Source organism: Pseudoclavibacter sp. RFBI5, assembly GCF_002931395.1.
In the GTDB taxonomy this organism is placed as follows: Bacteria; Actinomycetota; Actinomycetes; order Actinomycetales; family Microbacteriaceae; genus Pseudoclavibacter.
This window is the reverse complement of record NZ_PSYA01000010.1, coordinates 1424445-1437120: the sequence shown is the minus strand read 5'-3', so window position 1 is coordinate 1437120 and position 12676 is coordinate 1424445. Positions and strand designations below refer to the sequence as shown.

The following is a 12676-nucleotide window of genomic DNA, read 5'->3' as shown; positions in this document are numbered from 1 at the left end:
CGAACGACAGAATGGCCGCTCCGGAAGGAGCGGCCATTCTGCGTGTCGACGACGTGCTGCGCTAGTTGTTGCCGCGCAGGATCGCGAGGACGCGGATGATCTCGACGTAGATGAAGACGACGGTCGAGACGAGGCTGTAGGCCCCGATCCAGCCGTACTTGCGGGGAGCTCCGCCTTCGACGCCGTTCTTGATGAGCTCGAAGTCCATGACCAGCATGTACGCGCCCATGAGGACGGCGAAGATGCCGAGGATGACGCCGAGCGGGATGCCGAAGACCTCCATGGAGCGCATGCCCCAGGGGCCGGCAGCGCTCTGGAAGCCGAACATCATCATGCCGAAGTTGATGAGCGAGAAGAGCGCGTAGCCGAGCATGGCGACGAGCACGATCTTCGTCATACGGGGCGAGGTGCGGACCTTGCCGAAGCGGAACAGCACGAGCGTCACGGCGACCACGGAGAACGTCGCGAGGACGGCCTGCATGGCGATGCCCGGGTACAGCTGCTCGAGGATCGAGGAGAGTCCGCCGACCAGGAGGCCCTCAGCCGCCGCGAAGGCGAAGATGAGGCCGGTCTTCGGCTCGCGCTGGAACGCCAGCACCAGCGAGAGCACCAGGGCGCCGATGGCGCCGATGATCATCAGCAGGGGGACGAACCACGCGACCGCTGCCGCGACGAGCACGATGCCGAAGAGGCCCGCGGTCTTGGCGATGGTGTCCTCGTAGGACATCCGGTCCATCTGGTCGGGGCTCGCAGGGGGTGCCTGGAACTGCGCGTTCAGCTGCTCGGCCGTGAGGGGCGCGGGAGGCTGCTGACCGTGTGTCGGCGCGGACTGCGCCCTCCCGAATTGGGGAGCGGTGGGCGCCTGGCCGAACTGTTGGCCGTGCTGCCTGCGTGCCTCCCCGTTGAAGTAAGGGTTGCGTTCTAGCGCGGAATTCGCCATGGCTGTCCGTGAGTCCGTTCTGTCTCGAAGGTCAAGATGCCCGCCGTAGACGGGGTTGCCGGGATTCTAGCGAAAGAGTTCGTGAATCCAGCCTGGAGCTGTGCGCCGTCAGCGGACACTCGGCGAGCGAGGTGCGCTCGCACCTGCATCCCGACCCGTGCCGAGGAGGATGCGCGGGAGCAGCAGGAACGCGCCGAGCACGATCGATGCGACCACGACGAACGCCGTCTCCGCCGTGTCTCCGACGAGGAGGCGAAGCAGCATGCCGCCACCGACGGTGACGACCCAGATGAACGCTCCAGACGGGAGCGGACGCCACGGCCTCCACCTGAACAGCGTCACGAGCACCCAGCCGACCAGGAGCGCGAGCACAAACGGCCAGCCCGTGGTCACGATGCCGGCCAGGGACAGCCCCTCGGAGTGACTCATGCGCCCTATGACCGCGAAGACCACGACGAGCAGGAGATCCACGATGAGTGGGAGCGCGTAGCCGCCGCCAGCGCGATAGATCGAACGTGTACGCCGCATGACACCAACGGTACGCCGGGGTACGACATACTGCGCGCGTGAACGCGCCCATTCACCAGACCTCGCCTCTCCTCATCGGCCACAGAGGGGCTCCAGCCCATCTCCCTGAGCACACCATCGACGGCTACCTCCTGGCCCTGCGGCAGGGGGCCGACGCGCTGGAGCCGGATGTGGTCCCGACCCGCGACGGGGTGCTCCTCGTGCGGCATGAGCCCCTGCTCGGCGAGAGCACCGACATCGGGGCGAGAGCCGCCGAGTTCGGCCCCGCTCGGCGAGCGTGGACGCCGGACGGCACGGTCACCGACTGGTTCGCCCACGACTACACGTGGGAGCAGCTGCGCACGCTGCACGCTGTGGAGCGAATCCCGGGCCTCCGCCCTGCGAACACCGCGTTCGACGGGCAGCTGCCGATGCTCCGGCTCCGCGAGCTCGTCGAGCTCCTCGCCGAGCGGCGGACGAACGCGGGCCAGCGGCCTCGCCTCGTGATCGAGCTCAAGCACGCGAGCTGGTTCCGTGCGCTCGGCTTCGACCTCGTCGAGCTCCTCGACAGGGAGCTCGCCGGTCTCTGGGGCTCGCCCGTGCTCGACGCCCTCGTGCTCGAGAGCTTCGAAGGGGAGGTGCTGCGCGAGGTGCGGCGACGCGGCGTGGCCGAGGGCGCATCCCTCGTCTATCTCATCGACAGCGAGGGGGTTCCCGACGACCGGCGGGTCCGAGACGGCGCTGTGGCTCTCGACTACGCGAGCGATCTCACCGACCGGGGGCTGGATGCGGTCGCGGAGTGGGCGGACGGCATCAGCCCAAGCCACCTCCTGCTCGGGATCGCGGATGAGGCAGGCGCGGTGCATCCGGAGGCGGGGCTGAGCCTGGTCGGCCGCGCCCACGCGAGGGACCTGCGGGTGTTCACGTGGACGCTGCGGCCAGAAGACCACTTCCTGCCTCCCGCGCTCGCGGGCAGACCGGAGGCCTACTGGCGCGGCATCCTGCGGACCGGCGTCGACGGGGTCTTCGCGGATGCGCCCGGTCGTGTCCGGGCGCTGATCGACGAACTCCACCCGACTCGGTGAGGCAGCCCAGACGAGAGAAGCGCCAGGCGACAGAGGTGCCAGACGACAGAGGTGCCAGACGACAGAGGTGCGAGAGATGCAGGCTCCCGGTGCGGGGAGCCTGCATCTCTCGCACCTCTCTGGCGCTCGGGTCGGGAGTCAGGCCTTCGCGGAGACCCTGTCGAGCGTCTTCAGCTCGTCGTCGCTGAGCTTGAGCGTGAAGGCGTCCGTGATGAGCGGCAGCTGCGCGGCCGTGCGCGCGCTTGCGATCGGCGCCACGACGCCGGGCTGAGCGGCGAGCCACGCGAGCGCCACGGTGCCCGGCTGGGTGTCGTGGCTCTTCGCGATGGTGGCGACCGCATCCGCGATCGCGTAGCCGTGGTCGTTCCGGTACTGCTCGACGGAGCTCGCGCGGGCCGACTCGACCTCGACGTCCCTGCGGTACTTGCCGGTCAGGAAGCCGTGCGCCAGCGCGAAGTACGGGACGACGCCGATGCCGGCCTCGCGGGCCAGCGGCAGCAGCTCGCCTTCGATGTCGCGCTCGAGGAGGTTGTACTCGGGCTGCAGGGCCGTCGGCTGGTGCAGGCGACCGTTCTCGACCGCCGCGAGCCACTCGCGCAGCCGAGGCGGCGAGTAGTTCGAGACGCCGATGGCCGTGATCTTGCCGGCGTCGACAAGCTCGGAGAACACGGCGGCGGTCTCGGCGATGGGCGTCTCCGGGTCGTCGCGGTGCGCGTAGTAGAGGTCGATCCGCTCGACACCGAGGCGCTCGAGGCTGTCGTCCACGGCAGCGCGAACGTTGTCGGCGCTGAGACCCGGCCGCTTCGCGAACTGCGCGACCTTGGTCGCGATGACAAGATCCTCCGGGCGACCGCGCGAGCGGAGCCACTCGCCGATGATGGTCTCGGATTCCGCGCCTGAGTTGCCAGGAACCCAGGCAGAGTAGACGTCGGCGGTATCGATGAAGTTGCCGCCGGCCTCGACGTAGGCGTCCAGGATCGCGAACGACTCGTCGCGGTCGGCCGTCCAGCCGAAGACGTTGCCGCCGAGGGCGACGGGAGAGACGGAGAGCGTCCCGCCGAGCGCGCGACGGGCGGGGGAGAGCTGCGTGGTCAAGGTGATTCCCTTCCGCGGCCTCCGCGATGTCGGTGGCCGCACCTACAATCAACGAGTCATGACGCTACTGCCACCTGTCTTCGATCCCTCTGAAAACGACCTCCTCGACGGACTCAATCCGCAACAGAAGGAAGCCGTCACCTATCGCGGCCCCGCGCTGCTCATCGTGGCGGGCGCGGGCTCCGGCAAGACGCGGGTGCTCACCCACCGCATCGCCGGTCTCATCGCCTCCCGTGAGGCCTGGCCGAGCCAGATCCTCGCGATCACCTTCACCAACAAGGCCGCCGCCGAGATGCGCGAGCGCATCCAGCACATCGTGGGAGGTGCAGCGGATGGCATGTGGATCTCCACGTTCCACTCGGCCTGCGTGCGCATCCTGCGCCGGGAGGCCGACAAGTTCGGCTTCACGACGAGCTTCACGATCTACGACTCGGCCGACTCGAAGGCCCTCATCAAGCGCATCGTGAAGGCCCTCGAGGCCGACGTGCTCGGCTTCACCGTGTCGAGCGTGCAGTCGCGCATCTCGAAGCTGAAGAACGAGCTCACCGATGTCGACGGCTTCGCCCGCCAAGCCAACATGAGCGACCCACGCGACGCGATGTTCCTCGACATCTACCGGCAGTACACCCAGTCGCTGCGTCGCGCCAACGCCTTCGACTTCGACGACCTCATCTCGCAGACGGTGTGGATGCTCCGCGCCTTCCCCGACGTCGCGGCCCAGTACCAGCGCCGGTTCCGCCACGTGCTGGTCGACGAGTACCAGGACACGAACCACGCCCAGTACTCGCTCATCCGTGAGCTCACGCGCTCGGTGGAGCCGCAGCACGTGCCGCACGACACCCGCATGGAACTCGACGCGAACGGCGGCATCCCTGGGGCCTCGCTCACGGTCGTCGGCGACTCCGACCAGTCGATCTACGCCTTCCGCGGCGCGGACATCCGCAACATCAGCGAGTTCGAGCGCGACTTCTCCGACGCGAAGGTGGTGCTCCTCGAGCAGAACTACCGCTCCACGCAGAACATCCTCTCGGCCGCCAACGCGGTCATCCGCAACAACTTCGACCGCGTCGACAAGAAGCTGTGGTCCGACGGAGGCGAGGGGGCGAAGATCGTCGGCTTCACTGGCTTCTCCGCCCACGACGAGGCGCAGTTCGTCGCGGATGAGATCCACAAGCTCCGCGACGCCGGCCAGAGCTACAACGACATGGCCGTCTTCTACCGCACCAACGCGCAGACGCGCGCGCTCGAGGAGATCTTCATCCGCTCCGCCGTGCCCTACCGCCTCGTCGGCGGCACGAAGTTCTACGAGCGCGCCGAGATCAAGGACCTCATCGCGTACCTCACGGCCCTCGTCAACCCGGCCGACGAGATGTCGACGAGGCGCATCCTGAACTCCCCGAAGCGGTCGATCGGACCGGCGACGGAGACCGCGATCTGGGACTTCGCGAACCGGTACGACATCACGTTCCGCGACGCCATGCGCCGCGCGGGCGAGCTCGGGCTCGGGCCGAAGGTCACGGGTGCCATCGCGCAGCTCGCCAAGCTGCTCGACGACGCGACCGCCGGCCTCGACATCGACGCGCCGACCGGACGCAAGACGGTGAGCCAGACGCTGAAGACCATCGTCAAGGGCACCGGCTACCTCGAGAAGCTCCTGCAGACCGGCAACCCCCAAGACGAGGCCCGCGCCGAGAACGTCGAGGAGCTCATCTCGGTGGCCGCCGAGTTCGACAAGAACAACGCGGGCGGCTCCGTCATCGACTTCCTCACCGACGTCGCCCTCGTCGCAGCCGCCGACGACCTCATCGACGAGTCCGGGGCCGTCGTGCTCATGACGCTCCACACCGCGAAGGGGCTCGAGTACGACTCGGTCTTCATCACGGGAGTCGAGGAGGAGCTGCTGCCCCACCGCATCGCCGCAGACGAGCCAGGCGGTCCGGCTGAGGAGCGACGCCTCTTCTACGTCGGCATCACGCGTGCGCGCAAGCGCCTGCACCTCTCCCTCGCCATGATGCGCTCGCAGTTCGGTGAGACGGCAGCCGCGCTGCCGAGCCGCTACCTCCAGGAGATCCCGTCCGAGCTCATCGAATGGAGGGTCTCGCCGGGATCCGCCGCAGGCAGGGGCGGCTTCGAGCAGCGATCGGTGGCCTCCGCTCGCAAGCCGCTCGGCAGCGAGGGGTACGGGACCGCGGGCGGCTACGGGCGCAGCGCCGCCGACGCCGGCAGTGCGGGCTTCTCCAGCGCCGTGCGCTTCCGCGACTCCGACGCGGGTCGCGAGACCGCCCCGAAGGCCAAGCCGAAGCAGAAGTGGATCAACGAGGTCACCGGACAGATGCGCGACAACAGCGGCATGGAGCTCGTCGCCGGCGACCGCATCACGCACGTCGACTTCGGTGAGGGCACCGTGCGCGCGATCCTCGGCAGCGAGGCGAAGCGAATCGCTGAAGTCGACTTCGACAGCGCCGGCCGCAAGAAGCTGCTCGTGAAACTCGCTCCGATCGAGAAGCTGGGCAACTGAGGCCCCCGCTGGCACTAGGCTGGACGACGGACGTGTTTTGCCGGGCGGCGGGCACACACTGCCTGCCGGCGATGCGGTCCGCTCTGCAAATTCTGAAGGCTCGAGCGCGAGAATCCGAAGGCTCGGGCGAACGAACGCGACGACGCGTCGCGGATGGGATGAAACGTGGATCTCTTTGAGTACCAGGCGCGAGATGTATTCGACGCCCACGGTGTTCCAGTTCTCCAGGGACTCGTGGCCTACACGCCCGAGGAGGCGAAGGCCGCAGCCGAGAAGATCGGCGGCGTCACCGTCGTCAAGGCACAGGTCAAGGTCGGAGGCCGCGGCAAGGCTGGCGGCGTCAAGCTCGCTAAGACCCCCGACGAGGCGTTCACCGCAGCCGAGGCCATCCTGGGCCTCGACATCAAGGGCCACATCGTCGAGAAGGTCATGATCGCGCAGGGCGCGGACATCGACCAGGAGTTCTACTTCTCCGTGCTCCTCGACCGCGCCAACCGCTCGTACCTCGCCATGGCGAGCGTCGAGGGTGGCATGGAGATCGAGCAGCTCGCCGTCGAGAAGCCAGAGGCGCTCGCTCGCGTGGCCGTCGACCCGATCCGCGGCATCGACGCAGCCAAGGCCGAGGAGATCGCGCGCGCCGCGAACTTCCCGGAAGAGCTCGTCGCCAAGGTCGCTGACGTCTTCGTCAAACTCTACGAGGTGTACAACCAGGAAGACGCGACGCTCGTCGAGGTCAACCCGCTTGTCCTCACCAAGGGCGGCGACATCGTCGCTCTCGACGGCAAGGTCACGATCGACGAGAACGCCGAGTTCCGTCACGCCGACCACGTCGCGCTCGCCGAGGCAGCAGGCGGACTCGACCCGCTCGAGGTCAAGGCGAAGGCCCACGACCTCAACTACGTGAAGCTCGACGGCTCCGTCGGCATCATCGGAAACGGCGCTGGCCTCGTCATGTCGACGCTCGACGTCGTCGCCGGCGCAGGCGAGAAGCACGGCGGACAGAAGCCCGCCAACTTCCTCGACATCGGAGGCGGAGCATCCGCCGAGGTCATGGCCGCTGGTCTCGACGTCATCCTCGGCGACGAGCAGGTCAAGTCGGTCTTCGTGAACGTCTTCGGCGGCATCACCTCTTGCGACGCCGTCGCCAACGGCATCGTGGGCGCGCTCAACACGCTCGGCGACTCGGCCACGAAGCAGATCGTCGTCCGCATCGACGGCAACAACGTCGAAGAGGGTCGTCGCATCCTCGCCGAGGCGAACCACCCCCTCGTGACCGTCGTCGCCACCATGGACGAGGCAGCCGACAAGGCCGCCGAACTCGCCGCCCGCGCCTGAGTCGCCCGAAGAAAAGCAGAGAAGGAACAACAATGTCGATCTTCCTCGACGAGAACTCCAAGATCATCGTTCAGGGCATCACCGGCTCTGAGGGCTCGAAGCACGCCACGCGCATGCTCGAGGCCGGCTCCAACATCGTCGGAGGCACCAACCCCCGCAAGGCCGGGCAGACGCTCGAGCTCGCGGGCAAGGAACTCCCGATCTTCGGCACCGTGAAGGAGGCCATCGAGGCCACCGGCGCGAACGTCACCGTCATCTTCGTGCCGCCGGCCTTCGCCAAGGACGCCATCATCGAAGCCATCGACGCCGAGATCCCGCTTGCCGTCGCGATCACCGAGGGCATCCCGGTCAAGGACTCCTCCGAAGCCTGGTCGCACGCGCAGAGCGTCGGCAAGACGCGCCTCATCGGCCCGAACTGCCCAGGCATCATCTCCCCGGAGAAGTCGCTCGCCGGCATCACGCCCGCGAACATCACGGGCGCCGGCCCCATCGGCCTCGTCTCCAAGTCGGGCACGCTCACGTACCAGATGATGTACGAGCTCCGCGACCTCGGCATCTCGACCGCGATCGGCATCGGCGGCGACCCCGTCATCGGCACGACGCACATCGACGCCCTCGAGGCGTTCGAGGCCGACCCCGACACGAAGGCGATCGTCATGATCGGCGAGATCGGCGGAGACGCCGAAGAGCGTGCCGCCGAGTACATCAAGGCGCACGTGACGAAGCCCGTCGTGGGCTACGTCGCCGGCTTCACCGCCCCTGAGGGCAAGACCATGGGACACGCGGGCGCGATCGTCACCGGGTCCGCTGGTACCGCGCAGGCCAAGAAGGAGGCCCTCGAGGCTGCAGGCGTCCGCGTCGGCACGACGCCCACCGAGACCGCCAACCTCCTCCGCGAGGTCTACGCAGCGCTCTAGCGAGCAGCCGCAGAGCACGGCTCTGCACACGACGAAGTGGGCTGCAGCCCCGTGGAGACACGGGCTGCAGCCCATTCGTCTCACCGACGCGATGATCCCCCTCTCGCGGCGGGCACGTGAACCTGGCACCGCCGAGCGGTCGCCGTACCGAGATCTGAGACAGGATGCCCGTGACTCGACCCGAGTCGGCCCCAGAACGACAGAACGGTCACCCCGGCGCGCAGCCGGGCTCGAAGCCCGGAGGGCGTCCCGCGGCCCACTCCGGTGGACACCCGGGCGGCCGCCCTGGCGGCCATCCGGCTGCCGCGGTTCCGCTCGACGCGCGCGTCGTCGGTGCGACCCCGAGGGCGAGGATCGCAGTGCCCCTGGCACTCGGCTGGCTGCAGGCCCTGGCCCTGGCCGGAGTCCTGCTGCTCGTCGGAGGAGCACTCGACGGCATCCTCGCGGGGGAGGTGCCGAACGCGAGCAGCGTCATCCTCATGGGCGCTCTGGTCGTGGCGACCGCCGCTGCCGCCGCGGTCTCGACGGTCCTGGTCCAGCGCAGCAAGAACTCGACCGAACGTGCCCTGCGCCGGCTTCTTGTCGGCCAGCTCTTCGCCGTCGGGCCGCTGGCCCTCGGCCGGGAACGCACTGGCTCCCTCGTCAGCACGGCCACCGCCTCGATCGACCGGGCATCCGCCTACCGGGCTGGATTCCTCGGGCCGATCATCGCGTCGCTCACGACGCCGCTCCTCGTGCTGGCGGTCATCGCCGTCGCCATCGACCCGCTCACCGCTGGCCTCCTGCTGCTGCTCGTGCCGCTCATCCCGCTCATCATCATCGGGGTCCAGCGCGCGTTCCGTTCATCGACTGGCGCGTACCGGCGCAGCGCGGGTCAGCTCTCGGCGGCTTTCCTCAGCGCCATCCAAGGCCTCACGACCCTGACCCTCAACCGAGCCGCCGCGCGGACGGGTGAGGACCTGCGCGAGCGAGGTGAGCAGAACAGGCGCCGGGTCATGCGGCTGCTCGCCGGCAACCAGGTGCTCATCCTGGCGGTCGACGCCGTCTTCTCGCTCGCCATGATCACGGGCGCGGCGGGTCTTGCCGTCTGGCGACTCGGGGACGGCGCCATCACGCCGGGTCAGGCCGCGGCCCTGGTGCTGCTCTCGACCCTGCTGACGGGGCCCGTCGACATCGTCGGCCAGTTCTTCTACATCGGCATGACGGGTCGCAACGCCGAGCGGGAGCTGAGCGCCGCGGTCGCCGCTCGGCCCGTGTCCGACAGCGCGGCACCGGCTCCCGCCGGATCAGGCGGGGCGGCCGCGCTCGAGCTGCGCGGCGTCACCGCAGGCTACGAGCGAGGGCAGACGGTGCTCTCGGAGTACTCGCTGCGCATCGAGCCCGGGGAGCGCGTCGTCGTCACCGGCCCGAGCGGTTCGGGCAAGTCGACGCTCCTGACCCTGGCCCAAGGGCTCCTCGCACCTCGCGAGGGCATCGTGCTCGTCGGGGGAGAGCCAGCAGGCAGCTCACCGGCGCGGGCCGCGCTCGCCGTCGTCGAGCAGACCACGTTCCTCTTCACCGGCACCGTCGCCGACAACCTCCGAGTCGCGAAGCCCGATGCCAGCGACGACGAGCTGTGGGCTGCCCTCGCCGCGGCGGAACTCGGCGAAGACCTCGAGCAGTCCCCGGACGGCCTCGCGACGCAGGTCGGCGAGAGCGGTCTCTCGATCTCGGGCGGGCAGGCGCAGCGCGTCGCCATCGCCCGGGCGTTCCTGCGCGATGCGAGCGTGCTGCTCCTCGATGAGCCGACCGCCCAGGTCGACCTGCGCTCGGAGCGCCTCATCACGCGTGCGCTCGCGAAGCTGGCCGAGGGGCGAACGGTGGTCATGGTCTCGCACCGGCCGACCAGCATCCTGGCAGCCGACAAGGTCGTCACTCTCGAGGCGACAGCGACAGCATCGAGTCATTCTGCGGCCGCCGACGGTTCCCCCTCGGGGCCACCGCAGCACCCTGGCCACCCACACGGAAGGGGAGCGCGACGATGACCGCCGCATCCACTGCGCTCGACTCTCGCCAGCCCACCAGGCCCCAGCTCGTCACCTGGCTGCTGCGCCAGACGGCGCCGCTGCTCTGGCCGCTGGCCCTCGCCACCGTGCTGCGGATCGTCGGCCAGCTCGCTGGCATCGCCATCCTGGTCGTCGCGATGCTCGGAGTCTCGGGGGTGCTGTCGCTTGCCGGCACGATCTGGACGATGGTCGCGCTCGCGCTCGGCAAGGCCGTCCTGCGCTACCTCGAGCAGTTCAGCGGCCACTTCGTGGCCTTCGCCGCCCTCGCGCGTCTCCGGAACCTGTTCTACGCCAGGCTCGCGCCGCAGGCTCCCGCCGCGACCGAGGGCGCGGGTAGCGGCGAGCTGAGCGAACGCGGCACGCGCGATATCGACCGAGTCGAGGTGTTCTTCGCGCACACGGCACCGCCGGCGATCTCGGCCGTGGTTGTCCCCGTCACCGCGCTCATCTGGCTCGGCACCACTCAGGGCGCGGCGCTGGCCCTCGCCGTCGCGCCGTTCGTCGCCCTGGTCGTGCTGGTCATCCCACTGATCGGGGGGCGAGCAGGCTGGCGCGCCTCGCAGGAGACCGTCGCCGCGAAGGGCGTCGTCGCCCAGCACGTCAGCGACTCCGTCCAGGGCGTGCGCGAGGTGCTCGCCTTCGAGCACGCCGAGGCTCGCCTCGCGGACATGGATGCGCGCGGCGAGTCGGGGGCTCGCGCCTCCGCGTTCGCCTCCCGCGTCGCCGCGCTCCGCGGTGGACTCGTCGTGCTGCTCCAGTGGGCCTCAGTGCTCGCGGTGCTGCTCGTCGGGGGCACTGGCGTCGTGACCGGGAGCCTCGGCTACGAGCAGCTGCTCGTCGCGCTCGCGGTCGCCGTCGGGCTCTTCGTGCCGACCCGCGCCGTCGAGAGCTTCGTGACCGACCTCAACGCGTCGTTCGCGAGCGCCGCTCGCCTCTACGAGGTCATCGAGCGGCCGCCCTTGGTGACGGATGCGCTCGCCGACAATGCGTCGAAAGTCCAGCCCGCTCGAACCGACGTCGATGAACCCCAGCCGAATTCGGTGGCGCTCGCCTTCGAGGGCGTGACGTTCGCGTACCCGGTCAATGGCGGCTCGACCTCCGCTGCACCGAGGACGGTGCTCGATCGGGTCTCCTTCGAGCTGCGCGCGGGCGAGCACCTCACCGTGGTGGGGCCGTCCGGCAGCGGCAAGTCCACGATCGCGTCGCTCGCCCTCCGCTTCTGGGACCCGGATCTCGGGTCGGTGTCGCTGGCCGGCAGTCGTTACGGTGCTCCGCGACCCCTGCAGCGCATCCCGCTCGACGAGCTGCGTACCCGCATCGCACTCGTGCCACAGCGTCCGTACCTGAGCGACGGCACGGTAGGGGAGAACGTGGCGCTCGCCCGACCTGACGCGAGTGACGACGAGATACTCAAGGCTCTGCGCGTCGCGGCCCTCGACGAGTGGGTGCGCGAGCAGCCGAAGGGGCTCGACACCCCGGTGCGGGAGCGCGGTGGCGGACTGTCTGGCGGGCAGCGGCAGCGCGTCGCGATCGCACGCGCCGTGCTGGCGAACCCGGAAGTGCTTGTTCTCGACGAGGCGACGAGCGCGCTCGACGGTGCCACCGAGCGCACCGTCCGCGCGCGCCTCGCTGAGTGGGCAGGGCAGCGCAGCATCCTCGAGATCAGCCACCGGCTCGACACGCTCGACGACACCGATCGGGTCATCGTGCTCGACGCAGGTCGGGTCGTGGAGGAGGGGGCGCCCGACGGTCTCCGTGCCGCGGGAGGCCCGTTCCAGCAGCTCCTCGAGCGCTGACCTCCGCGCCGCCGAAGCGCGCGGCAGGAAGCACCTGACTGCTGTCAGCGCGAGGATGCGGGCCGTCTGATCTCGGAGGTCAGTCGGACCGGCCCGTGTCCGTTCGACCCGTGTCGTTGTCGCCGTGCTGCCGCAGCTCGAGCTCGATGAACGCGCCGATCATGGCGCGATAGCTCGCTTCGACGACCGCAGGGGAGCTCCCACCCTGTTCCGCCAGCGCCCGCACCTTCGCGATGACCTGCTCGACGCGCGCTGGAGCACGCACCGCGCCAGTGTCCTGACCGCGCTTGGCGACCGCCGCGCGCTCCACCCAGCGCTGCCGCTCGCCGATGAGCTCCACGATTCGGGCATCGAGCGCATCGATGGCGCGTCGGATGTCCGTCATCTCGTGCGGGCCTGTTGATTCAGTCATTCCGGCAGGTTAGCGGCTATCGTCGG

Annotated in this window: 10 protein-coding genes; 6 read left to right on the top strand and 4 right to left on the bottom strand. The window is 69.3% G+C overall.

Features of this window, described 5'->3' with window-relative positions:
* Window positions 1-61: 61 nt before the first annotated feature.
* A complete protein-coding gene (locus C5E06_RS13540; RefSeq protein ID WP_104307154.1) occupies window positions 62-940 on the bottom strand; it encodes a Bax inhibitor-1/YccA family protein in 879 nt (292 codons plus the stop codon).
* Between the two features lie 108 nt (window positions 941-1048).
* Window positions 1049-1468, bottom strand: a complete 420-nt coding sequence (locus C5E06_RS13535; protein WP_104307153.1) for a DUF3054 domain-containing protein — start codon at window positions 1466-1468, stop codon at window positions 1049-1051.
* 38 nt (window positions 1469-1506) lie between these two features.
* On the opposite strand from C5E06_RS13535, the gene C5E06_RS13530 reads away from it, so the two are divergent.
* Window positions 1507-2532, top strand: a complete 1026-nt coding sequence (locus C5E06_RS13530; protein ID WP_104307152.1) for a glycerophosphodiester phosphodiesterase family protein — start codon at window positions 1507-1509, stop codon at window positions 2530-2532.
* Window positions 2533-2670: 138 nt separating this feature from the next.
* Here the strand turns inward: C5E06_RS13530 and C5E06_RS13525 are convergent, their stop codons facing one another.
* Window positions 2671-3627 (bottom strand): aldo/keto reductase, encoded by a 957-nt coding sequence (locus C5E06_RS13525; protein ID WP_104299413.1) that lies wholly within the window; start codon window positions 3625-3627, stop codon window positions 2671-2673.
* 58 nt (window positions 3628-3685) lie between these two features.
* Here C5E06_RS13525 and C5E06_RS13520 point away from each other — a divergent pair, with 58 nt between their 5' ends.
* The 5 genes from C5E06_RS13520 (at window position 3686) to C5E06_RS13500 (ending at window position 12238) form a co-directional block, all read left to right on the top strand.
* Window positions 3686-6145: an ATP-dependent helicase gene (locus C5E06_RS13520; RefSeq protein WP_104242799.1), complete on the top strand. Its 2460-nt coding sequence runs from the start codon at window positions 3686-3688 to the stop codon at window positions 6143-6145.
* A gap of 165 nt (window positions 6146-6310) precedes the next feature.
* On the top strand, window positions 6311-7480 hold the full coding sequence (sucC, locus tag C5E06_RS13515) for an ADP-forming succinate--CoA ligase subunit beta (RefSeq protein ID WP_104242588.1): 1170 nt from the start codon (window positions 6311-6313) through the stop codon (window positions 7478-7480).
* A 32-nt stretch (window positions 7481-7512) separates the two neighbouring features.
* Window positions 7513-8397: a succinate--CoA ligase subunit alpha gene (gene sucD / locus C5E06_RS13510; RefSeq protein WP_068479974.1), complete on the top strand. Its 885-nt coding sequence runs from the start codon at window positions 7513-7515 to the stop codon at window positions 8395-8397.
* Window positions 8398-8567: 170 nt separating this feature from the next.
* Entirely contained in the window at window positions 8568-10421 is a 1854-nt protein-coding gene (locus C5E06_RS13505) for an ABC transporter ATP-binding protein (protein ID WP_181062980.1), read from the top strand.
* The gene (locus C5E06_RS13500) at window positions 10418-12238 is read left to right on the top strand and encodes an ABC transporter ATP-binding protein (RefSeq protein ID WP_104307150.1); all 1821 of its coding nucleotides are present in this window, start codon (window positions 10418-10420) and stop codon (window positions 12236-12238) included. The genes C5E06_RS13505 and C5E06_RS13500 overlap by 4 nt, the downstream gene beginning before the upstream one ends.
* A 79-nt stretch (window positions 12239-12317) precedes the next feature.
* On the opposite strand, the gene C5E06_RS13495 is transcribed toward C5E06_RS13500, so the two are convergent.
* Window positions 12318-12650 (bottom strand): chorismate mutase, encoded by a 333-nt coding sequence (locus C5E06_RS13495; protein ID WP_104307149.1) that lies wholly within the window; start codon window positions 12648-12650, stop codon window positions 12318-12320.
* Window positions 12651-12676: the final 26 nt, after the last annotated feature.